This window comes from Streptomyces sp. NPDC043878, assembly GCF_056435735.1.
In genome coordinates this window covers 90,256-111,095 of sequence record NZ_JBWKDW010000007.1, presented here as the reverse complement: position 1 = coordinate 111,095, position 20,840 = coordinate 90,256, and the positions used below count along the sequence as shown (strand labels likewise).

22 protein-coding genes and 1 riboswitch are annotated in these 20,840 nt (G+C 71.8%); of the genes, 11 read left to right on the top strand and 11 right to left on the bottom strand.

Going from position 1 to position 20,840, the window contains the following annotated elements; all coding sequences use genetic code 11:
* The first annotated feature begins 32 nt into the window (after nt 1–32).
* Complete coding sequence (locus AC07AZ_RS12295; protein WP_478846597.1) at nt 33–902, top strand: GNAT family N-acetyltransferase; 870 nt, start codon at nt 33–35, stop codon at nt 900–902.
* Nucleotides 903–1,005: 103 nt separating this feature from the next.
* Here the strand turns inward: AC07AZ_RS12295 and AC07AZ_RS12290 are convergent, their stop codons facing one another.
* Nucleotides 1,006–1,257 (bottom strand): recombinase family protein, encoded by a 252-nt coding sequence (locus tag AC07AZ_RS12290; protein ID WP_478846595.1) that lies wholly within the window; start codon nt 1,255–1,257, stop codon nt 1,006–1,008.
* Nucleotides 1,258–1,366: 109 nt separating this feature from the next.
* On the opposite strand from AC07AZ_RS12290, the gene AC07AZ_RS12285 reads away from it, so the two are divergent.
* On the top strand, nt 1,367–3,007 hold the full coding sequence (locus AC07AZ_RS12285) for a DNA repair helicase XPB (protein ID WP_478846593.1): 1,641 nt from the start codon (nt 1,367–1,369) through the stop codon (nt 3,005–3,007).
* 45 nt (nt 3,008–3,052) lie between these two features.
* Here AC07AZ_RS12285 and AC07AZ_RS12280 read toward each other — a convergent pair whose 3' ends face one another.
* Nucleotides 3,053–3,238: a hypothetical protein gene (locus tag AC07AZ_RS12280; RefSeq protein WP_478846591.1), complete on the bottom strand. Its 186-nt coding sequence runs from the start codon at nt 3,236–3,238 to the stop codon at nt 3,053–3,055.
* 390 nt (nt 3,239–3,628) lie between these two features.
* Here AC07AZ_RS12280 and AC07AZ_RS12275 point away from each other — a divergent pair, with 390 nt between their 5' ends.
* Nucleotides 3,629–5,620, top strand: a complete 1,992-nt coding sequence (locus AC07AZ_RS12275) for a HelD family protein (protein ID WP_478846897.1) — start codon at nt 3,629–3,631, stop codon at nt 5,618–5,620.
* Nucleotides 5,621–5,898: 278 nt separating this feature from the next.
* Here the strand turns inward: AC07AZ_RS12275 and AC07AZ_RS12270 are convergent, their stop codons facing one another.
* Nucleotides 5,899–6,591: a copper homeostasis protein CutC gene (locus tag AC07AZ_RS12270; protein WP_478846589.1), complete on the bottom strand. Its 693-nt coding sequence runs from the start codon at nt 6,589–6,591 to the stop codon at nt 5,899–5,901.
* A gap of 101 nt (nt 6,592–6,692) precedes the next feature.
* On the opposite strand from AC07AZ_RS12270, the gene AC07AZ_RS12265 reads away from it, so the two are divergent.
* Nucleotides 6,693–7,337 (top strand): HD domain-containing protein, encoded by a 645-nt coding sequence (locus AC07AZ_RS12265; RefSeq protein WP_478846587.1) that lies wholly within the window; start codon nt 6,693–6,695, stop codon nt 7,335–7,337.
* Nucleotides 7,338–7,363: 26 nt separating this feature from the next.
* Nucleotides 7,364–8,470 (top strand): GNAT family N-acetyltransferase, encoded by a 1,107-nt coding sequence (locus AC07AZ_RS12260; RefSeq protein ID WP_478846585.1) that lies wholly within the window; start codon nt 7,364–7,366, stop codon nt 8,468–8,470.
* Here AC07AZ_RS12260 and AC07AZ_RS12255 read toward each other — a convergent pair.
* The gene (locus AC07AZ_RS12255; protein WP_478846583.1) at nt 8,452–8,730 is read right to left on the bottom strand and encodes a DUF4031 domain-containing protein; all 279 of its coding nucleotides are present in this window, start codon (nt 8,728–8,730) and stop codon (nt 8,452–8,454) included. The two genes, AC07AZ_RS12260 and AC07AZ_RS12255, sit on opposite strands and share 19 nt — an antisense overlap.
* On the bottom strand, nt 8,727–9,110 hold the full coding sequence (locus tag AC07AZ_RS12250; RefSeq protein ID WP_478846581.1) for a hypothetical protein: 384 nt from the start codon (nt 9,108–9,110) through the stop codon (nt 8,727–8,729). The genes AC07AZ_RS12255 and AC07AZ_RS12250 overlap by 4 nt, the downstream gene beginning before the upstream one ends.
* Before the next feature lie 55 nt (nt 9,111–9,165).
* Here AC07AZ_RS12250 and AC07AZ_RS12245 point away from each other — a divergent pair, with 55 nt between their 5' ends.
* From AC07AZ_RS12245 to AC07AZ_RS12235, 3 genes are all read left to right on the top strand, one after another.
* Nucleotides 9,166–10,080, top strand: a complete 915-nt coding sequence (locus tag AC07AZ_RS12245) for a MurR/RpiR family transcriptional regulator (protein WP_478846579.1) — start codon at nt 9,166–9,168, stop codon at nt 10,078–10,080.
* 102 nt (nt 10,081–10,182) lie between these two features.
* Entirely contained in the window at nt 10,183–11,118 is a 936-nt protein-coding gene (gene murQ, locus AC07AZ_RS12240; protein ID WP_478846577.1) for an N-acetylmuramic acid 6-phosphate etherase, read from the top strand.
* A gap of 16 nt (nt 11,119–11,134) precedes the next feature.
* Complete coding sequence (locus tag AC07AZ_RS12235) at nt 11,135–12,544, top strand: PTS transporter subunit EIIC (protein ID WP_478846574.1); 1,410 nt, start codon at nt 11,135–11,137, stop codon at nt 12,542–12,544.
* On the opposite strand, the gene AC07AZ_RS12230 is transcribed toward AC07AZ_RS12235, so the two are convergent.
* Nucleotides 12,516–12,908, bottom strand: a complete 393-nt coding sequence (locus AC07AZ_RS12230; RefSeq protein ID WP_478846572.1) for a hypothetical protein — start codon at nt 12,906–12,908, stop codon at nt 12,516–12,518. The two genes, AC07AZ_RS12235 and AC07AZ_RS12230, sit on opposite strands and share 29 nt — an antisense overlap.
* 112 nt (nt 12,909–13,020) lie before the next feature.
* On the opposite strand from AC07AZ_RS12230, the gene AC07AZ_RS12225 reads away from it, so the two are divergent.
* From AC07AZ_RS12225 to AC07AZ_RS12215, 3 genes are all read left to right on the top strand, one after another.
* Nucleotides 13,021–13,860 (top strand): helix-turn-helix domain-containing protein, encoded by an 840-nt coding sequence (locus AC07AZ_RS12225; protein ID WP_478846570.1) that lies wholly within the window; start codon nt 13,021–13,023, stop codon nt 13,858–13,860.
* A complete protein-coding gene (locus AC07AZ_RS12220) occupies nt 13,844–14,056 on the top strand; it encodes a DUF397 domain-containing protein (protein ID WP_478846568.1) in 213 nt (70 codons plus the stop codon). Before AC07AZ_RS12225 ends, AC07AZ_RS12220 begins: the two co-directional genes overlap by 17 nt.
* Nucleotides 14,057–14,252: 196 nt before the next feature.
* Nucleotides 14,253–14,822 (top strand): hypothetical protein, encoded by a 570-nt coding sequence (locus AC07AZ_RS12215; RefSeq protein ID WP_478846566.1) that lies wholly within the window; start codon nt 14,253–14,255, stop codon nt 14,820–14,822.
* 18 nt (nt 14,823–14,840) lie between these two features.
* On the opposite strand, the gene AC07AZ_RS12210 is transcribed toward AC07AZ_RS12215, so the two are convergent.
* The 5 genes from AC07AZ_RS12210 to thrC form a co-directional block, all read right to left on the bottom strand.
* On the bottom strand, nt 14,841–15,968 hold the full coding sequence (locus AC07AZ_RS12210; RefSeq protein WP_478846564.1) for an NADH:flavin oxidoreductase: 1,128 nt from the start codon (nt 15,966–15,968) through the stop codon (nt 14,841–14,843).
* Between the two features lie 220 nt (nt 15,969–16,188).
* The gene (gene groL / locus AC07AZ_RS12205) at nt 16,189–17,811 is read right to left on the bottom strand and encodes a chaperonin GroEL (protein WP_478846562.1); all 1,623 of its coding nucleotides are present in this window, start codon (nt 17,809–17,811) and stop codon (nt 16,189–16,191) included.
* A 398-nt stretch (nt 17,812–18,209) separates the two neighbouring features.
* Nucleotides 18,210–18,416: a cold-shock protein gene (locus AC07AZ_RS12200; RefSeq protein WP_007493268.1), complete on the bottom strand. Its 207-nt coding sequence runs from the start codon at nt 18,414–18,416 to the stop codon at nt 18,210–18,212.
* 442 nt (nt 18,417–18,858) lie between these two features.
* Nucleotides 18,859–19,134, bottom strand: a complete 276-nt coding sequence (locus AC07AZ_RS12195; RefSeq protein WP_356032366.1) for a MoaD/ThiS family protein — start codon at nt 19,132–19,134, stop codon at nt 18,859–18,861.
* 110 nt (nt 19,135–19,244) lie between these two features.
* On the bottom strand, nt 19,245–20,528 hold the full coding sequence (gene thrC, locus AC07AZ_RS12190; protein WP_478846559.1) for a threonine synthase: 1,284 nt from the start codon (nt 20,526–20,528) through the stop codon (nt 19,245–19,247).
* 15 nt (nt 20,529–20,543) lie between these two features.
* Nucleotides 20,544–20,698, bottom strand: a riboswitch (SAM riboswitch).
* Nucleotides 20,699–20,840 lie beyond the last annotated feature (142 nt).

Here is a 20,840-nt window from a genome sequence, read left to right as displayed (position 1 = left end):
GCCCTGACCGACCGACCGTTAGGGTGCCGCTCATGTTCTTCCGCTGGGACTGGCTCCGGCCCGTATTGACCGCGCCGATCGTGCCGACTCTCGGCCCCGTCCACCCTCACGTCCTCACCGTCGACCTCTTCGAGGACACGCTGCGGGCGGCCGTCACCGACCGGTCCTTCCTCCATTACGACAAGGACCGGCGCTGGAGCGGCGAGAAGGACGAAATACTCCTTCGCGGCGACGTGGTGCACCAACCCGACCACACCCTCATCCCCACCCTGACCCGACGCGGACGCGGCGCCGTCAAGGTCTTCGCCTACGGGCACCGTGGCAGCGTCGTGGATGAAGCCACCGAACTGGCCACGAAGATCGCCGCCGTGCACGACGCGATCAACGCGAAGGTCGTGCGCCCGCTCGGCCCCGAGACCGAATCTCCGCGCGGCACCCGCATCCAGCTCCAGGACTTCACCGCCCGCCCGTGCCCCGACCCCGGCGGCCCGGTCCACCCCGTCACCGACTGGCCGGCCGCCGTGCAGGAGACCTTCGCCGCGTTCGCCACGGCCATGGCCGCCGACGGCCTGGCCTTCCTTCACACCCAGATGCAGGCCGGCCGGTGCGGCCCGGTACTCACCGCTGCCGTCGAGAACCGCATCGTGGGCGCGATCGGCCCCATGGAAGTACGCCCAGACGCGATCGGATGCCCCCAGCTCCTGCCCCAGTACTTCGCCCTCCTGCCCGAGGCCCGAGGACAGGGCCTGGGCCGCGTCCTCTGGCGGGCCGCGATGTACTGGGGCCAGTCCCACGGCGCCGCCTACCAGCTTCTCCAGACCGAGGTCGGCGGCCCCTCCGACATGCTGTGCCAATCCGAAGGACTGGCCTCCCTCGGCTTCAGCCACACCACACGGGCGTAGCCGCCGGATCTCGCCCGGCGTGAGGTCACAACGGATTCAGCGCCTCCGCGCCCTCATACCAGCTACCTTCCGCACTCCGGCCGTTCACTCATGCGGGCGAGGGTTACCTCCGGGACCTGATCGAGCTGGCCAACCTCGGCGACTTCGAGCGCACCCGCGACCAGGTCTCCCGGATGCGCTGCCGCCCCGACTGGTCGAGCCCACGCGAGAAGCCCGAGACATCGATGTCCTCCTCGACGGCTATGACGTCCCAGCCACGTGCCTCACACAGCGCCTCGCACGCCGCGCGCCGGCGCTCTGGAGAAGTCGTCTCGTCCGTTTCTCGCGATAGGCGAACATAGATGGCGGCGCGCATACCCGGCGCGCCGGCCGGACCGCCCTTTCGGCGCCGGGCACGGGGCATGGCCCGAGCCGTGGCAGGTGTTGTGTCTGTCACGGGGACGATCCTATTTGCGGAGGTATGCGTGTCCTGCCTAATTGTCCAGTCCGACAAGACCCTGCTCCTGGAGGTCGACCACGAGCAGGCCGACGACTGCCGCCGGGCGATCGCGCCGTTCGCGGAACTGGAGCGGGCTCCCGAGCACATCCACACCTACCGGGTGACGCCGCTGGGGCTGTGGAACGCGCGGGCGGCCGGACACGACGCGGAACAGGTCGTGGACGCGCTGGTGCAGTACAGCCGGTATCCGGTGCCGCACGCGCTGCTCGTCGACATCGCCGAGACGATGGACCGCTACGGGCGGCTGACCCTCAGCAAGCATCCGGCGCACGGTCTGGTGCTGACCACCACCGACCGGCCCGTCCTGGAGGAGATCCTCCGGTCCAAGCGGATCATCCCGCTGGTCGGGGCGCGGCTGGACCCGGACACCGTGGCCGTGCACCCCTCCGAGCGCGGGCAGATCAAGCAGACGCTGCTGCGCCTGGGCTGGCCGGCCGAGGACCTCGCCGGGTACGTCGACGGTGAGGCGCACGCGATCGACCTGGACGAGGACGGGTGGGCGCTGCGGCCCTACCAGAAGCAGGCCGTGGAGAACTTCTGGCACGGCGGCTCGGGTGTCGTGGTGCTGCCCTGCGGCGCGGGCAAGACGCTGGTGGGCGCGGGGGCGATGGCGCAGGCCAAGTCGACCACGCTGATCCTGGTCACCAACACCGTCTCGGCCCGGCAGTGGAAACACGAGCTGGTCAAGCGCACGAGTCTGACCGAGGAGGAGATCGGCGAGTACAGCGGGACGCGGAAGGAGATCCGGCCCGTCACCATCGCCACCTACCAGGTGCTGACGACGAGACGCAAGGGTGTCTATCCGCACCTGGAGCTGTTCGACTCGCGGGACTGGGGGCTGATCCTCTACGACGAGGTGCACCTCCTGCCCGCGCCGGTGTTCAAGTTCACGGCGGACCTCCAGGCGCGGCGGCGGCTGGGGCTGACGGCGACGCTCGTGCGGGAGGACGGCCGGGAGTCGGACGTCTTCTCGCTGATCGGGCCGAAGCGGTTCGACGCGCCGTGGAAGGAGATCGAGGCGCAGGGGTACATCGCGCCCGCGGACTGTGTCGAGGTGCGGGTCAACCTGACGGACGCCGAGCGGCTGGCCTACGCGACCGCCGAGGCGGAGGAGAAGTACCGCTTCTGCGCGACGACCGCGACCAAGCGGAAGGTCACGGAGGCGATCGTGCGGCGGTTCGCCGGGCAGCAGATCCTGGTGATCGGGCAGTACATCGACCAGCTGGACGAGCTGGGTGAGCACCTGAACGCGCCGGTCATCAAGGGCGAGACGAGCAACGCGCAGCGCGAGAAGCTCTTCGGTGCCTTCCGGGAGGGCGAGATCAGCGTGCTGGTGGTGTCGAAGGTCGCGAACTTCTCCATCGACCTGCCGGAGGCGACGGTCGCCATCCAGGTGTCGGGCACCTTCGGTTCACGCCAGGAGGAGGCGCAGCGGCTGGGCCGGGTGCTGCGGCCGAAGGCCGACGGGCATCAGGCGCACTTCTACTCCGTGGTGGCCCGCGACACGATCGACCAGGACTTCGCCGCCCACCGGCAGCGCTTCCTGGCCGAGCAGGGCTACGCGTACCGGATCGTGGACGCGGACGAACTGCTCGCGGAGAGCTGAGCGGGAGGCCGGCCCGGGCGGGCGGTCACCTGCGGCGGTCAGCGGTCACCTGCGGCGGACGCCCGCCTCCTCGCCGTACTCGCCGAGGACGAGCACGTCGAAGGCGGCGCCCACGAAGACGCGGACGGCTCGCAGGCTCTCGCCGAGCAGGTGCCGGTGGCTGCCGAGGACGGGGGTGGCGCCGGCCGGGCGGGGCGGGCGCGGTGCTGGGGTGATGGTTGCTGCGCTCATACGTCCATAGTGGCTTTACGGGCATAAGGGTGGCATCGGTCTGCGGGGCGAGCCCCGCGGGTCACCGTGTAGTACTCCGGACCGAGCCGTCCCCCCAGAGACGGGGGGTGTGTCCCCTAGGGGACGCCGGGGGCGCGACCGCCGGCGCGGAGAACAATGCGTTGGTCCGCGCCGCCCCGCTCGCCTAGAATCTCCGCTTCCCCCGCCTCCCCACGGAGTGCCGCCGTCCGGACGGAAACCGGCCGGCATCCACGCGTACGTCGCGCGGTCCGTTTCGCGCGGTCCACCCGCCGGTCCTTCGGAGGCACCCCCTTGTCCACGCCCGTCGACGACGATCCCCTCGCCCGCGAACGGTCCCATCTCTCCTCCTCCCGGGCGGCCCTGCGCGCCATGCGGGAGGACGTCGAGTCGCTCGACATCCGTGACGTCACCGCGAACTGGGTCAACGCGCAGATCCTGGAACGCCAGATCGGGGAGCGCATCAAGGCGCTCGCCGACCTCAGTCACACGCCGCTGTTCTTCGGTCGTCTCGACTACCTGCACGCTCCGGGCGCGGACCGGGCCGAGGGCGCGGAGGGCGAGCGTTTCTACATCGGGCGCCGGCACGTGCACGACGGCGGGGGCGACCCGATGGTGATCGACTGGCGGGCGCCGGTCTCGCAGCCGTTCTACCGGGCCTCCCGGAAGGACCCCATGGATGTGGGGCTGCGCCGCCGCTTCGGCTACACCGGCGGCGACCTGACGGCGTACGAGGACGAGCATCTGTCCGATCCGGCGGAGGCGGCCGCCACCAGCAAGCTGCTTCAGCGGGAGATCGAGCGGCCGCGTGTCGGGCCGATGCGGGACATCGTGGCGACGATCCAGCCGGAGCAGGACGAGATCGTCCGCAGCGGGCTGGGCGGGACGGTCTGCGTGCAGGGGGGTCCCGGCACCGGCAAGACGGCCGTCGGTCTGCACCGGGTCGCCTATCTGCTGTACGCGCACCGCGAGCGGCTGGCCCGTACCGGCACCCTGGTCATCGGGCCGAACCGGTCCTTCCTGCACTACATCGAGCAGGTGCTGCCCGCGCTGGGCGAGCTGTCGGTGCGGCAGGCCACCGTGGACGACCTGGTCGCCCACGTCGAGGTGCGGGGTACGGACGAGGCGGCCGCCGCGGTCGTCAAGGGTGACGCCCGGATGGCGGAGGTGCTGAAGCGGGCCGTCCGCTCCCACGTGAGCATGCCCACCGAGCCGGTGGTGGTGGTGCGCGGCTCCCGCCGCTGGCGGGTCCCGGCCTACGAACTGGAGGGCATCGTAGGCGAGTTGCTGGAGCGTGACATCCGCTACGGCGCCGCCCGCGAGGCCCTGCCGCAGCGCATCGCGCACGCGGTGCTGGTGCAGATGGAGCGGTCGGGTGAGGCACCGGACGACCGTGTGCAGGACGCCGTGGCCCGCAACACGGCGGTGAAGGCCGCGGTCAGGGCGATGTGGCCGCCGGTCGACCCGGCGAAGCTGGTGCTGCGGCTGCTGACGGACGCGGACTTCCTCGCCGCGCACTCCGAGGGCCTGCTCGACGAGGACGAACGCAAGACGATCCTGTGGGCGAGGCCGGTGCGCGGTGTGAAGGCGGCCCGGTGGTCGGCGGCGGACGCGGTGCTGATCGACGAGGCGACGGATCTCGTGCAGCGTACGCACTCGCTCGGTCACGTGGTCCTGGACGAGGCGCAGGACCTGTCCCCGATGCAGTACCGGGCGGTGGGCCGGCGCTGCACGACCGGCTCGGCGACCGTGCTCGGCGACCTGGCCCAGGGCACCACACCGTGGGCGACCCGCAGTTGGGCGGAGGCCCTGTCGCACCTCGGCAAGGCGGACGGGGTGGTCGAGGAGCTGACGGCGGGTTTCCGTGTGCCGACGGACGTGATCACGTACGCCTCGCGGCTGTTGCCGCACATCGCGCCGGGGCTGACCCCGGTGGTGTCGGTGCGGGAGAACCCGGGCTTCTTCGAGGTCCGCGAGGTCGCCGGCACCGCCGACGTGGTCGCGGCCTGCGCGGAGTCGCTGCGCCACGAGGGCTCCACCGGCCTGATCGCGGCGGACGCCCGGATCCCGGCGCTGGCCGAGGCGCTCGCCGCGGCGGGCATGGGGCATCTCGCGCCGGGTGAGGAGACGACGTACGAGACGCGGCTGACCCTGGTCCCGGCCTCGCTGGCGAAGGGCCTGGAGTACGACTACGTGGTCCTGGACGAGCCGCGGGCCGTGGTCGACGGCGAGCCCGACGAACGCACCGGCCTGCGCCGCCTGTACGTGGCCCTGACCCGAGCGGTCTCCGGCCTGACCGTCACCCACACCGACCCGCTGCCGAGCCAACTCACCGAGGCCCCGCAGCCCGACCGGACCCCCTGAACGGGCACGCGGCCACGGCCCCGGCCGCGGACCCGGCCGGGGCTCGACCGGCGCGAGGCCCCGGCAACCGCCGGGCCCTCGACCGGCGCGAGGCCCCGACAAACCGCCGGGCCCCCGCCCCGCACGGCCCTCAACGCCGCACGCCCACCGCGGCGCGCCCACCGCGGACGCACGCGTACGGCGGCCTGCCCGGAACGGCCACGGCACCCGGGCCCGACGCTCACTCACCGAGCCACCAGGCCACCGGGCCGCCGGGTGCGGGCTGTCGGCGGCCGGCCTCACGCCTCGTCGAGCGCCTCGCGCCACTTCGTCACCGCGGTGGCCGAGACCGGGTGTCGCCAGCCTGCCGGGCGGGCCGCTGAGCCGATGTGGAAGGCGTCGATACCGGCGGCCAGCAGGGTGGGTACGTGGTCGAGGCGGAGGCCGCCGCCGACGAGGATCCGCTGCTCGTAGCCGGGTTCCCCGCTCCGTGCCGCCTCGGCGGTGAGGGTGGGGAGGCCCTCGTCGACGCCGGTGGCCGAGCCCGCCGTCAGGTAGGTGTCCAGTCCTGGCAGTCCGTCCAGCTGCTTGCGCAGCGCGTCGCGGTCGGCGGCGCGGTCGATGGCCCGGTGGAAGGTCCAGCGGCAGCCGTCGAGCGCGGCGACGACCCGCTCCACGGCGGCGAGGTCGACGCAGCCGCAGGCGTCGAGGAAGCCGAGCACGAACTCCTCGGCCCCGGCGTCGCGCAGCTCGCGGGCCGTGTCCACGAGGCGCCCGGTGTCGCCGGCCGCGAAGCCGTCGGTGGGCCGCAGCATGACGCGCAGCGGGATGTCGACGCTCCCGCGGATCCCGGCGACGGTGCGGGCCGACGGGGTGAGCCCGTCGGCCGCCATGTCGGTGACCAGCTCGAGGCGGTCCGCGCCTCCGGCCTGGGCGGCGACGGCGTCCTCGGCGCCGAGGGCGATCACCTCCAGGACTGCACGCTTGCTCATGGGACCCCATTCTTCGGCGGCTGTCGGCGGGCCGTAGGCGACTACAGGTCTAGTCCAATCTAAGGGTACGCCCCCGGTTCGGTCACGGGGACAATGGCCGCATGGCCGACCTCGATGCCCTGCGCGCCCGCTTCGTCCGTGCCCTGGAAGGGGCCCGCGCCCCCGGCGGCGGACCGGACCCGGTGCCGTACGCCGACGACCTGCTGGAGCGCTGGCAGGAACCGCAGCGCCGCTACCACACGCTCACCCACCTCACCGCGGTCCTCGACCACATCGACGTCCTGGCCGGGTACGCGGACGATCCGGACGTGGTCCGGCTCGCGGCCTGGTTCCACGACGCGGTGTACCGGCCCGACCGCTCGGAGAACGAGGAGCGCTCGGCCCGGCTCGCCGAACGAGCCCTGCCGGAGGCCGGGGTGCCGGACGCGAGGACGGCCGAGACGGCCCGTCTGGTCCGGCTGACGCTCACCCACGCCCCGGCCGACGACGACCGGGACGGGCAGGTGCTGTGCGACGCCGACCTCGCGGTCCTCGCCTCGCCCCCGTCCGCGTACGCCGCCTACACGGCCGCCGTCCGTGAGGAGTACGGCTTCGTCCCGAGCGACGCCTTCCGCACGGGCCGGGCCGCGGTCCTGCGTCAACTCCTGGACCTGCCCAGCCTGTTCAGGACGCCTCACGGGAAGGCCGAGTGGGAGGCGACGGCCCGCTACAACCTCCGCTCCGAGCTGGAAATCCTGTCGCTGTGACGGACCCGGCCGCCTACTCTGCCCGCATGCGATTCATGGGCGGGGACTACGTGGAAGAAGCCGTCGCGGGCTGTACGGCCGTGCTGAGTTCGGCGCTGGACCGGGACTGGGAGCAGGTGCGGGCCGGCGGGCTCGACTGGAACTGCCGGCGGACGGTGGCACACATCGCGAGCGATCTCCTCGCCTACGCCGGGCAGTTGGCGGGACGGGCGCAGGACGCCTACGTCCCCTTCGAGATCACCGTCGACGGCACCGACGACGGCCTGGACCGCGCCGACAACACGGGGCTCGTCCAGGTGATCGAGACGACCGGCGCCCTGTTCGCCGCGACCCTGCGCACCACCCCGCGCGAGGTCCGCGCCTTCCATCCGTACCCCTTCCGCAGCGCGGACCGCGAGGGTTTCGCCGCGATGGGCGTGGCCGAGGTGCTGCTGCACACGCACGACCTCGCCGTGGGGCTGGGCCTGCCCTACGAACCGCCCGCCCATCTCGCCGAGGCCGTGCTGACCCGGATCTTCCCGCACGTGCGGCCCGGCCCCGACCACTGGTCCACCCTGCTGTGGGCGACCGGCCGCGGTGAGCTGCCCGGCCGGGCGCGGCTCACCGAGTGGCGCTGGAACAACAACCTGGTGCTGCCGGCCGCCCGGCTCACCCTCCAGGGCGTCACGCCCGCGGCCGCAGCCGACCTGCGCGCGGGCGGCGACGGAGGGTTCGAGTGGGTCGAGGACGGCCCCTTCGAGGGCACCCGGGACGCCGCCGGGATGACCGTGAAGGCGTACGAGTCGGGGGTGCACCGGCCGGAGTTCGGCCTGTTCGTGCTCGTCCGGCGCGAGGACGGCCGCGCGGTCGGCGGCATCGGCTTCCACGGTGCCCCGGACGGGGACGGCCGCGCCGAGATCGGCTACGACCTCGCCGAGAGCGTCCGCGGCAACGGCTACGCGACCGAGGCGCTGCGCGCGCTGGCGGACTGGGCGCTGGCCCGGGACGACGTACGGGCCCTGTTCGCGACCGTCGACCGGGACAACCCGCCCTCGCAGGCCGTGCTCGGGCGCGCCGGGTTCGTCCCGGTCGGCGAGGACGGCGCCGAGGACGGCGTCGCGGAGGGCCTGCTGGCCTACGAACTGCGCGGCTGAGCCCGCCCCTTGCGCCGGCGCAGTCCCGCCGCGTACAGCAGCCGCACCACCTCGCGGCTGTCGACCTCGACCGCGCCCGCGCGCACCGCGTCCGCATACCGGTGCGAGGGCACGTCGTAGTGGTCCCGCTCGAAGGCGCGCCGGGGGATCTCCAGCGCGGCGGCGAAGGCGTGGAGTTCGTCGTAGGACACGTCGCTGACCAGGTGGGACCACAGGCGTCCGTGGCCCGGCCAGGTGGGCGGGTCGATGTAGACCGTCACGCGGTCTCCGCCCCGCCCTGCGCCGAGTCCAGCGCGCCGACGGCGGCGACCCGCACGCCCGCCTTGTGGCACACCCAGTGCGGGTCGGGGCCGAGTTCCGGCTCGACCTCCAGGGCGTGCGGGTCGCCGGAGCCGCAGACGGGACACAGCGGCCAGCGGCCGTACCGCTCCAGGAGCGCGTCCTGCACGTCCTGCGCGATCAGGCCGGCGACGTACTCCCCGCCCTCCGGCCACTGTTCGACCCACCAGCGCCGCTGGACGACGGACTCCTCGACCATGGACACCACGTCCGCGGCGGCGACCTCACCGGCGGCCAGATCGGCGAGTACGAGGGCGCGTGCGGCGTGCAACGCCTGCTCCAGGGGGCTGATGGGGTCCATGCCTCCATTGTGCGCACTCTTGACCGCCGACCGAACCGAAAATATCTTTCAACAGGTGACCCAGAGTGTGAAGGAAACTTTCGGCAGGGGTTCCGGCGCACCGCCCGCGCCCGCCGCCCTCGCCGCCAAGGTGCGCACCCTCACGCCCTCCATGACCCGCTCCATGCAGCGGGTCGCGGAGGCCGTCGCGAAGGACCCGGCCGGCTGCGCGGCCCTCACGGTCACCGGTCTCGCCGGGCTCACCGGCACCAGCGAGGCCACGGTCGTGCGCACCGCCCGGCTGCTCGGCTACCCCGGCTACCGCGACCTGCGGCTGGCCCTGGCCGGGCTCGCAGCCCAGCAGCAGTCCGGCCGCGCGCCCGCCCTCACCACGGACATCGCGGTGGACGACCCCCTCTCCGACGTGGTGGCGAAACTCGCCTACGACGAGCAGCAGACCCTCGCCGACACCGCCGCCGGACTCGACACCGCCCAGCTCGCCGCGGCCGTCGGCGCGGTGGCGGCCGCACGGCGTGTCGACGTGTACGGCGTCGGCGCGTCCGGTCTGGTCGCGCAGGACCTCACGCAGAAGCTGCTGCGCATAGGGCTCATAGCCCACGCGCACGGCGATCCGCACCTGGCCGTCACCAACGCGGTGCAGCTGCGCGGTGGCGACGTGGCCATCGCGATCACCCACTCCGGGGCGACCGGCGACGTGATCGAGCCGCTGCGGGTCGCGTTCGAGCACGGTGCGACCACCGTCGCGATCACCGGGCGGCCGGACGGCCCCGTCACGCAGTACGCCGACCACGTGCTGACGACGTCCACCGCGCGGGAGAGCGAACTGCGGCCGGCCGCGATGTCCTCGCGGACCAGTCAACTGCTGGTCGTGGACTGTCTGTTCATCGGGGTGGCGCAGCGGACCTACGACAGGGCCGCGCCGGCGCTGTCCGCGTCCTACGAGGCGCTGGCGCACCGGCACCGGCGATAGCCCCCTCGCTCCAGGTGCCGCGGTCCCCCGGCCGGTCCACCGTGGCGGGCCGCGCCGCCGCACGCCCGACATCACACCGTTCCGAGAAAGAGCCACATCCCCATGACCTCCACGTCCGACCCCCGCGCACTGCGTGCCGCGCTGGAGACCCTGACCACCGAGGCGTTCCGGCCCGAGCTCGCCGGCATCGACCGGCTGCCCACCCTCGACATCGCCCGCCTGATGAACGGCGAGGACACCGCCGTCCCGGCCGCCGTCGCCGCACGGCTGCCGGAGATCGCCGCCGCCATCGACGCCGTGGCCGAGCGGATGGCCCGGGGCGGCCGGCTCGTGTACGCCGGTGCCGGGACCGCCGGGCGGCTCGGCGTGCTGGACGCCTCCGAGTGCCCGCCCACCTTCAACACGGACCCCTCCCGGGTCGTCGGCCTGATCGCGGGCGGTCCCGACGCCATGGTCACCTCGGTCGAGGGCGCGGAGGACTCGGCGGAACTCGCCCGCGCCGACCTCGACGCGCTCGCCCTCACCGACGCCGACACGGTGGTCGGCGTCTCGGCCTCCGGCCGCACCCCCTACGCCGTCGGCGCCGTGGAACACGCGCGCGCGATCGGCGCGTTGACGATCGGGCTGGCCTGCAACGCGGACAGCGCGCTCGCGGCGGCCGCCGAGCACGGCATCGAGGTCGTCGTCGGGCCCGAGCTGCTCACCGGCTCCACCCGGCTGAAGGCGGGCACGGCCCAGAAGCTGGTCCTCAACATGCTGTCCACGATCACGATGATCCGGCTGGGCAAGACGTACGGGAACCTGATGGTCGACGTGCGCGCCTCCAACGAGAAGCTGCGGGCCCGCTCCCGGCGGATCGTGGCGCTGGCCACCGGCGCGGACGACGAGGAGACCGAACGCGCGCTGGCGGAGACGGACGGCGAGGTGAAGAACGCGATCCTGGCGATCCTCGCCGGCGTCGACGGCCCGACGGCCGCCCGCCTTCTGGAGGACTCCGGCGGTCATCTGCGCGCGGCGCTCGCGGCGGCGGCCCGCTGACCAGCACGCTCGGGGGGTGCACACCTCGAACGACATCGCCGCCGCGCTCCTGCCCCTGGTGGGCGGTCCCGCGAACGTCACCTCCGTCGCCCACTGCATGACCCGCCTGCGCCTGGGCCTGGCCGACCGCTCCCTGGTCGACGAGGAGGCGCTGCGGGCGCTGCCCGGGGTGCTCGGGATCGTGTCCGACGACACCTACCAGATCGTGCTGGGGCCCGGCGTGGTCGCGCGGGTCACGCCCGAGTTCGCGGCGCTGGTGACGGCGGCCGGGACCCGGGCGGACGAGCTCGCCGACCGGGGACACGCGGTGCGCGAGGCACGCCGGGCACGCAACGCGACCCCACTCAAGCGCGCCCTGCGCCGCCTCGCGGACATCTTCGTCCCGCTGATCCCCGCGCTGATCGGCTGCGGTGTCCTGGCCGGTCTCAACGGCCTGCTCGTCAACCTGGGCCTGCTGCCCGGCGTGACCCCGGCCCTCACCGCCGTCGCCTCCGCGTTCATGGCCCTGATCGCGGTGTTCGTCGGCCACAACACGGCGAAGGAGTTCGGCGGGACGCCCGTGCTGGGCGGCGCGGTGGCGGCCGTCGTCGTGTATCCGGGCGTGGCGAAGGTGACGGCGTTCGGGGTGGCACTGGCCCCCGGCCAGGGCGGGGTGCTCGGCGCGCTGGCCGCCGCGTTGCTCGGCACCTGCGTGGAGAAGTGGTGCCGCGCCCGCGTCCCGGCGACCCTCGGCGTCCTCCTCACCCCGGCGCTGACGGTCCTGGTGGCGGGCCTGGTGACGCTGTACGGCCTGATGTTCGCGGCCGGCGCGGTCGCCACGGCCATCGGCACCGCCGCGAACTGGCTGCTCGCCACCACGGGCGCGTTCGCCGGCCTGGTACTCGGCGGCCTGTTCCTGCCCCTGGTGATGCTGGGCCTGCACCAGGCCCTCATCCCCATCCACGCCACCCTCATCCAGCAGCAGGGCTACACCGTCCTGCTGCCCGTCCTCGCGATGGCCGGCGCCGGCCAGGTCGGCGCCGCCCTCGCGGTGTACGTCCGGCTGCGCCACGACGCCTCCCTGCGGACGACGATCAGATCGGCACTGCCGGCCGGACTGCTCGGGGTGGGCGAACCGCTGATCTACGGCGTCTCGCTCCCCCTCGGCCGCCCCTTCCTCACCGCGTGCGCGGGCGGGGCGGCCGGCGGCGCGTTCGTCGGCTTCTTCGCGATGCTCGGCGACCGGGTGGGGACCACGGCGATCGGCCCGTCGGGCTGGGCCCTGTTCCCGCTGCTCGCGGGCAACAGACCCCTGGCGGTGACGGCGGCGATCTACGCGGGCGGCCTGCTCACGGGCTATCTGGCGGGATTCCTGATGACGTACGCCTTCGGTTTCACCGGTGCCGCGGCCGACCACCTCAACCCGGCAGCCGCCCCTCCCCGTTGACCTTCCGCACCCGGGCCCGCAGCACCTCGTCCGAGGGCGCGGGCCCGGTCGACTCCGGCGGGCAGTCCCACTCCCGGCCCCCGGCGACGGGCCGCAGCCGCACCCGGCCGCCGAGATGCCCCATCACCTCCCCCACCCGCCCGTCCCGTACGTCCACGACATGCGTCCCGATCGCCGGCGCCTCCCCCCGCAGCACCGAGGCCAGCCGCTCGGCCGTACGCATGTTGCAGCGCCCGAGGTCCACCAGGGCGAACGGCCCCTCGCTCGCGCCGGTCACGGGATCGACGCACAGCGACGGGAGCACGACTCCCACGTCCACCAGGGCGCCCCGCAACGACTCCACCACTTCTTCGGTCGACCGCACCGTTCCTACCTCCACCGTGAGTTGGCCATTCGCCACCCAGCGTGGTCGCACCCCCTCTAACCTGGCCAGCAGGGACACCCCAACAACCACCGTTGTCGGACCGGGAGTCGCCATGGCCGGACCCAAGGACCTCGACCCGTCGTCGTCACCGCGCGCCCTCCTCGGCGCGGAGTTACGGCACGCCCGCGAGAAGACCGGCCTGAGCCAGGAGGACCTGGGGCAGCGGCTGTTCGTGAGCGGCTCCTTCATCGGCCAGCTGGAGGCCGGCACCCGGCGGATGCAGCCGGAGTACGCCCGCCTGCTGGACGAGGTGCTCGCCACGGAGGACTTCTTCCGGCGCAACTGCGCGGCGGCGGCCAGATCGAAGTACCCGGACCATTTCGCGGAGGCGGCGGAGGCGGAGGCGGTCGCCACGGCGATCAAGGAGTACGCCCCCTTGCTGATCCCAGGTCTGCTGCAGACACCGGCGTACGCGCGGGCGGTGTTCCGCGCCTACCAGCCGACCGCGTCAGCCGATGTCATCGACGAACTCCTCACGGCCCGGCTGGAGCGGGCACGCATTCTCGGCGACCCAACAAAGCCGTTGTTGTGGGCGGTGCTTGACGAAGCAGCCCTGCGGCGCAGGACCGGCGGGCCCGGAGTGATGGCACAAGCCCTGCGACACGTCACGACACTGATCCGCGAGCACCGGATCATCGTGCAGCTCCTGCCGTTCAGCGCGGGAGCGCACGCTTCCATGAGCGGTGCCCTGACACTCATGGCGTTTGAGGACGCACCCCCGCTCGCCTTCATCGAAGGCCCCAGCGTGGGGCGGCTGGAGGACGACCCGGCCACCGTCGCACGCCACCAACTGACCTACGATCTGATCCGGGCCAGCGCTCTCTCCCCGCAGGAATCGCTGGCCTGGATCGAATCGGTGGCAGAGGATTACGCCCATGAAGAGCAGCCCTGATCACGGAGTGCGCGCGACCGCCTGGTCCAAGTCCAGCTACAGCGGCGGCGAAGGGGGCAACTGCGTGGAAGTGGCCCTCGGCCACCTCCCCCTCGTCCCCGTGCGGGACTCCAAAAGGCCGCACGGCCCGAGGCTCGCGTTCCGGGCGGAGGCCTGGTCCGCGTTCGTCAGGGCGACCCGCCACACGAGCGAGTAGAGGGGACGCGCCGAAGCCGACATCCCCGTCCACCTCCTGATCGACCGCGACAACAAGAGCGTCACGGTCTTCGGCGAGCCCGGGGACGGCCACCATCAGCAGTCCCCCTCGTACCCTTGGGGTGCGACCGTCGAACCGCCCGCCCCCGTGAACACGCCCCTGGACACCGAAAAGCTCAAGGACTACGCCGACTGACATGAACCACGCCCAGCTGACCGCCCTTGGCCGCGCCCTTCGTCTCCTCGGCGAACACGGCGAAGCCCTGACCTCCGACATGCCGGACACGCGGCTGCACGAGGTCAAGGGCGATCTCAAGCGGGCGCTCGATCTGCTGGAGGAGAGCGTCAGCGGGGCCGCGCCCACCACCCGGTGCCCCGAGCACCCCACAGGACCGGTCGACGAGAACGCCCCCGACCTGTGCCTGCTGTGCGAGACCAGGCGCCGGGCCGCCCGTCGCCGGGAGATCAACGGTCCCGCCCCGCGCACCCGGCCGGCCGAGCAGGCGTCGTCCCGCTACGGCGTCCGGGAGGACCGGCCGCAGCCGCAGCAGCGCTGGCTGCCGGAGCTGTGGAACGGCCAGGCGTGGCAGCTGTGCGGCACCCCGCGCCGCGACCGGCGGGAGGCGGAGCTGTATCTCGCCGCCGCGCGCCGGGGCCCCCGGGCCGCCATGGCCTACCGGCTGGTGCACGAGTTCACCGACTACGAGGTGCTGCGGGTGTGGGGCACCCCGGTGCACGTCGACATCGAGCCCCTCGGCAACCTGTAGCGGCCCGGGGAGCCGGGGTCAGCTCAGGGTCTTCAGGGCCGACGCGTCGTACGGCTTGAGCTCGTCCAGCCGGCCGCCGAGGACCTTCGCCGCCCACTCCGGGTCCTGGAGCAGGGCGCGGCCGACGGCCACCATGTCGAACTCGTCGCGCTCCAGGCGGTCGAGGAGTTCGTCGATGCCCTTGACCGGGGAGCCCTCGCCCCGGAAGCCCTTGAGGAAGTCGCCGTCGAGACCGACCGAACCGACGGTGATGACGGGCTTTCCGGTCAGCTTCTTCGTCCAGCCGGCGAGGTTGAGGTCGGAGTCATCGAACTCGGGCAGCCAGTAGCGGCGGGTGGAGGCGTGGAAGGCGTCGACGCCGGCCGCGGCGAGCGGGGCGAGGATGGCCTCCAGTTCCTCCGGGGTCTCGGCGAGGCGGGCGTCGTACGCCTGCTGCTTCCACTGGGAGTAGCGGAAGAGGACAGGGAACTCGGGCGAGACGGTCTCGCGGACCGCCGCGACGATCTCCGCCGCGAACTTCGTACGGGCCACCAGGTCACCGCCGTAGGCGTCCGTGCGCCGGTTGGTGCCCGCCCACAGGAACTGGTCGACGAGGTAGCCGTGCGCGCCGTGCAGTTCCACGCCGTCGAAGCCGATGCGCTCGGCGGCCGCGGCGGCCTCGGCGAAGGCGCCGATCACGTCGTCCAGGTCGCGCTGGGTCATCGCCTTGCCGGTGTCCTCGGAGCCGTCGCCGCGCAGGCCGGAGGGGCCGACGGCGGGGGCGTCCGCGAAGGGAGGCTCGCCCTGCTTGCGGACCATGCCGATGTGCCACAGCTGCGGCACGATCGTGCCGCCCGCCGCGTGCACGGCGTCGGCGACCTTCGCCCAGCCCGCGAGCTGGTCCTCGCCGTGGAAACGCGGGACGCGGTCGCTCTGCCCGGCCGACTCGTGCCCCACGTACGTGCCCTCGGTGACGATCAGACCGACTCCGGCGGCCGCGCGACGGGCGTAGTACGACCGCACGTCCTCGCCGGGGACGCCGCCCGGGGAGAACATGCGCGTCATGGGCGCCATCACGATGCGGTTCGGGACGGTCAGGCCGTTGAGGGAGACGGGCCGGGAGAGGATCTGCGCGGCACGGGAGGCGGCGGGCGGGGTGGCGGTCACCTGGAGGGCTCCTGAGGGTGCGTACTGCTGACGGATGGGAGAAACCGGACGGTATGTGCACGTGCATTGAGTCCGCGCCAACAACAACCGCCCCGCCCCGGCCCTCATTCCGCGGCCCCCGGCGACGGGCCTGTGATCCCGGACACGACCGAGGGCGGCACCCCCTGTCTCCAGGGAGTGCCGCCCTCGGTACGAGCGGACCGGGTCCGAGCCGTCAGGCTCAGAAGTCCATGTCACCGCCCGGCATGCCGCCGCCGGCCGGGGCAGCGGCCTTCTCCGGCTTGTCGGCGATGACGGCCTCGGTGGTGAGGAACAGCGCGGCGATGGACGCGGCGTTCTGCAGGGCGGAACGCGTGACCTTCGCCGGGTCGATGATGCCTTCGGCGATCATGTCGACGTACTCACCGGTCGCGGCGTTCAGGCCGTGGCCGACGGGCAGGTTGCGCACCTTCTCGACGATGACGCCACCCTCGAGACCACCGTTGATGGCGATCTGCTTGAGCGGGGCCTCCAGCGCGAGCCGCACGGCGTTGGCGCCGGTCGCCTCGTCACCCGTGAGCTCCAGCTTCTCGAAGACCGAGGAAGCCTGGATGAGCGCCACGCCACCACCGGCGACGATGCCCTCCTCGACGGCCGCCTTCGCGTTGCGAACGGCGTCCTCGATGCGGTGCTTGCGCTCCTTGAGCTCGACCTCGGTGGCGGCACCGGCCTTGATGACGGCCACGCCGCCGGCCAGCTTCGCCAGACGCTCCTGGAGCTTCTCGCGGTCATAGTCCGAGTCGGAGTTCTCGATCTCGGCGCGGATCTGGTTGACCCGGCCCTGGACCTGGTCGGCCGAACCGGCGCCGTCCACGATCGTGGTCTCGTCCTTGGTGATGACGACCTTGCGAGCGCGGCCCAGGAGGTCCAGGGTCGCGTTCTCCAGCTTGAGGCCGACCTCCTCGGAGATGACCTCGCCGCCCGTGAGGATGGCGATGTCACCGAGCATGGCCTTGCGGCGGTCACCGAAGCCAGGGGCCTTGACGGCGACGGACTTGAAGGTGCCACGGATCTTGTTGACGACCAGGGTCGACAGGGCCTCGCCCTCGACGTCCTCGGCGATGATCAGCAGCGGCTTGCCCGACTGCATGACCTTCTCCAGGAGCGGGAGCAGGTCCTTGACGGAGCCGATCTTGGAGTTGGCGATGAGGATGTAGGGGTCGTCGAGCGACGCCTCCATCCGCTCCATGTCGGTGGCGAAGTACGCCGAGATGTAGCCCTTGTCGAAGCGCATACCCTCGGTGAGCTCCAGCTCCAGACCGAAGGTCTGGGACTCCTCGACGGTGATGACGCCTTCCTTGCCGACCTTGTCCATCGCCTCGGCGATGAGCTCGCCGATCTGGGTGTCGGCGGCGGAGATGGAGGCCGTGGAGGCGATCTGCTCCTTGGTCTCCACGTCCTTGGCCTGCTCCAGCAGGGCACCGGAGACGGCCTCGACGGCCTTCTCGATACCGCGCTTGAGGGCCATCGGGTTGGCGCCGGCGGCTACGTTGCGCAGACCCTCGCGCACCAGCGCCTGGGCGAGCACGGTCGCCGTGGTCGTACCGTCGCCGGCGACGTCGTCCGTCTTCTTGGCGACTTCCTTGACCAGCTCGGCGCCGATCTTCTCGTACGGGTCCTCGAGCTCGATCTCCTTGGCGATGGAAACACCATCGTTGGTGATCGTGGGCGCGCCCCACTTCTTCTCGAGGACGACGTTGCGGCCCTTGGGGCCAAGGGTGACCTTGACGGCGTCGGCGAGCTGGTTCATCCCGCGCTCGAGACCGCGCCGTGCCTCCTCGTCGAACGCGATGATCTTGGCCATGTGAAGTGGTCCTCCCGGACAGGGGGTGGATTTCTCCGGACCGCGCTGGCGCCCGCGACGGACGGCTCGCCTGCCCTGTGGTTCCTTGCCCCACCTGGCCTGCGGGCCTCACCGACCCGGTCCTCGTTGTCACTCTCACCTGCAGAGTGCTAACGCCAATGATTAGCACTCGCCCATGCCGAGTGCAAGCGCCTACCCGGGATCGAGGGGGCGCTCCGCGGGGCGCGAACGGCGCGGAAGCGGCGCGCGAGCGGGTCGCGGACAGGCCCCGGAGGGGTCCCGGAGGCGTCGCTGATGGGGCGCCGGACACGCCGAAGGGCTCGTAACCCATGACTCCCCATGGGATACGAGCCCTCCGAAGAAGAACAGAAGAACGACGCTGTCAGTCGGCGCGTGCTTCAGCCGGTCGCCAGCCGGACCATGTCCGCCTGCGGCCCCTTCTGGCCCTGCGAGATCTCGAAATCGACCCGCTGACCCTCTTCCAGGGTGCGGTAGCCGTCCATCTGAATCGCGCTGTAGTGGACGAAAACATCCGCACCACCGTCGACCGCGATGAAGCCGTACCCCTTCTCCGCGTTGAACCACTTGACGGTGCCCTGAGCCATGCCTAACTCCCCTATTACTGGCCCTTGCGCAGACCCGCACTTCGCGGATCCGGGTCAGACCTCACCCCCCCACATGGACGGGGGCGTGCGCCGGAACGCGTCGACCGCGGCCGAATGTATCTGCCCAACTGCCCTCTGCAACAGGTCAATCGGACGAGAATTCCAGGCATGACCGGTCGGGAATATACGGAGAATTCGCCCGACTTCAGGGCAAGTCGGGCTCCATAAAAGGAGTGAATGGCGCAAAATACCCGCACACTTTGGCCATTTATCGTCGCACGCGGAGCCTGAACTCATATGCGTCCGTCATGCGGAAGGCCGCGGGTTCCCCAACTGTACCGCGCTCAACCATACAGAATTACCCCCTCCGCTTCTCTCACGGAGGGGGCAATCACATGAACTCTTGGTGACCGGTATTACCGAGGGTAATAATCGGCCTCGGTCAGCCGCCGGCCACGGCCGGGATGATCGACACGCCCGCGCCGTCGGGGGTCGCCGTCTCCAGCCCCTGCTCGAAACGCACGTCGTCGTCGTTCACGTACACGTTGACGAATCGGCGCAGCTTTCCCTGGTCGTCCAGGACCCGGGCGGCGATACCGGTGTGGTTCTTCTCCAGGTCGGTGATGACCTCGCCGAGGGTCCCGCCCTCGGCCGTCACCTCGGCCTTGCCTCCGGTGTAGGTGCGCAGGATGGTGGGGATGCGGACGTTGACGCTCATAACGTGTGACCTCCGGTCGGATAGGGCGCTGATGTGGGCGCGGGGCCGCGTCGATGTGGAGCTCCGCCGCGTGGGCGCGACCAGCCCCACGGCCCGCAGACGAACGACGGCTAGCCGAGACCGGCGTCCCGGAAGGATTCCAGGTTCGGACGGATCGTCGCGGTCAGTCCGGTGTCGGCCACCGCATCCAGCGTCTTGAGGCCGTCACCCGTGTTGAGCACGACCGTCGTCAGCGTCGGGTCCAGCAGACCGCTGTCGACCAGCTTCTTCGTGACCCCCACCGTCACCCCGCCGGCGGTCTCGGCGAAGATGCCCTCGGTCCGGGCGAGCAGCCGGATCGCGTCCACGATCTGCTCGTCGTTCACGTCCTCCACCGCGCCGCCCGTGCGGCGCGCGATGTCGAGGACGTACGGCCCGTCGGCCGGGTTGCCGATGGCCAGCGACTTGGCGATGGTGTCCGGCTTCTGCGGCCGCACGACGTCGTGGCCCGCCTTGTAGGCGGCCGACACCGGGGAACAGCCCTCCGCCTGCGCGCCGAAGATCTTGTACGGCCTGTCCTCGACCAGCCCGAGCCTGATCAGCTCCTGCAGACCCTTGTCGATCTTCGTGAGCTGGGAGCCGGAGGCGATCGGCACCACGAGCTGGTCGGGCAGTTCCCACCCCAGCTGCTCGCAGATCTCGTAGGCCAGCGTCTTGGAGCCCTCGGCGTAGTACGGCCGCAGGTTGACGTTGACGAAGCCCCAGCCCTCGCCGGCCGGGTCGCCGATCAGCTCGGAGCAGAAGCGGTTCACGTCGTCGTAGTTGCCCTCGATGCCGACGAGCTCCCCGCCGTACACCGCGGCCATGACGACCTTGCCCTGCTCCAGGTCGTGCGGGATGAACACGCAGGAGCGGAAGCCGGCCCGGGCGGCGGCGGCGCCGACCGCGCCGGCCAGGTTGCCGGTGGAGGAGCAGGACAGGGTGGTGAAGCCGAAGGCGCGGGCGGCCTCGATGGCCTGCGCGACGACGCGGTCCTTGAAGGAGTGCGTCGGGTTTCCGGAGTCGTCCTTGACGAACAGCCGGCCGGCGTCGACGCCCAGCTCGCGGGCCAGGTTGTCGGCCCGCACGAGCTTGGTCCAGCCGGGGTTGATGTTGGGCTTGTCCGCCACGTCGGCCGGGACGGGCAGCAGCGGCGCGTACCGCCAGATGTTCGCCGGTCCCGCCTCGATGCGCTTGCGGAGTTCCTCGGTGTCGTAGGCCGAGAAGTCGTAGGCGATCTCGAGCGGGCCGAAACACTCCTCGCAGGCGAAGACCGGGCCGAGGGGCACCCGGTGGCCGCATTCGCGGCAGGAGAGCGCGGCGGCGGGGCCGAGGTCCACTGAGTCGGTGGTGCTTGCAACGGTCTGCACAGCCATGGAGGCGAGGCCCTTTCCTCATCTTCCTCACGACGCGTTTCGCCATGAGACGGATTTGGCACCTTCCCTAGCCGGGAGCCTCGCGTGATGATCAACAGTGATCCACGAGACCGGCTGGAGGGTTGCCGGGGCTTCAACGGGCCGTATCCCTCTGCCCCTCTGGATGAGCGGTATGTAGTTGTACGCGCAACGACCCCCGACATGCGATGGTCATCAGCGTTGTTCAAGACTGTAACCGAAGGCCAGGACAGTTGAGATAGTCGTCCGCACCGCGAGATGGATCACAGCCGATCACCTCTCGCCGACAGAACG

Bases quoted from the DNA above. Each gene is read 5' to 3' on its own strand.
- AC07AZ_RS12295 (WP_478846597.1), top strand. From the start codon at position 33: ATGTTCTTCCGCTGGGACTGGCTCCGGCCCGTATTGACCGCGCCGATC.
- AC07AZ_RS12290 (WP_478846595.1), bottom strand. From the start codon at position 1,257: ATGCGCGCCGCCATCTATGTTCGCCTATCGCGAGAAACGGACGAGACG.
- AC07AZ_RS12280 (WP_478846591.1), bottom strand. From the start codon at position 3,238: ATGAGCGCAGCAACCATCACCCCAGCACCGCGCCCGCCCCGCCCGGCC.
- AC07AZ_RS12275 (WP_478846897.1), top strand. From the start codon at position 3,629: ATGCGGGAGGACGTCGAGTCGCTCGACATCCGTGACGTCACCGCGAAC.
- AC07AZ_RS12270 (WP_478846589.1), bottom strand. From the start codon at position 6,591: ATGAGCAAGCGTGCAGTCCTGGAGGTGATCGCCCTCGGCGCCGAGGAC.
- AC07AZ_RS12265 (WP_478846587.1), top strand. From the start codon at position 6,693: ATGGCCGACCTCGATGCCCTGCGCGCCCGCTTCGTCCGTGCCCTGGAA.
- AC07AZ_RS12260 (WP_478846585.1), top strand. From the start codon at position 7,364: ATGCGATTCATGGGCGGGGACTACGTGGAAGAAGCCGTCGCGGGCTGT.
- AC07AZ_RS12250 (WP_478846581.1), bottom strand. From the start codon at position 9,110: ATGGACCCCATCAGCCCCCTGGAGCAGGCGTTGCACGCCGCACGCGCC.
- murQ (WP_478846577.1), top strand. From the start codon at position 10,183: ATGACCTCCACGTCCGACCCCCGCGCACTGCGTGCCGCGCTGGAGACC.
- AC07AZ_RS12225 (WP_478846570.1), top strand. From the start codon at position 13,021: ATGGCCGGACCCAAGGACCTCGACCCGTCGTCGTCACCGCGCGCCCTC.
- AC07AZ_RS12220 (WP_478846568.1), top strand. From the start codon at position 13,844: ATGAAGAGCAGCCCTGATCACGGAGTGCGCGCGACCGCCTGGTCCAAG.
- AC07AZ_RS12215 (WP_478846566.1), top strand. From the start codon at position 14,253: ATGAACCACGCCCAGCTGACCGCCCTTGGCCGCGCCCTTCGTCTCCTC.
- groL (WP_478846562.1), bottom strand. From the start codon at position 17,811: ATGGCCAAGATCATCGCGTTCGACGAGGAGGCACGGCGCGGTCTCGAG.
- AC07AZ_RS12200 (WP_007493268.1), bottom strand. From the start codon at position 18,416: ATGGCTCAGGGCACCGTCAAGTGGTTCAACGCGGAGAAGGGGTACGGC.
- AC07AZ_RS12195 (WP_356032366.1), bottom strand. From the start codon at position 19,134: ATGAGCGTCAACGTCCGCATCCCCACCATCCTGCGCACCTACACCGGA.
- thrC (WP_478846559.1), bottom strand. From the start codon at position 20,528: ATGGCTGTGCAGACCGTTGCAAGCACCACCGACTCAGTGGACCTCGGC.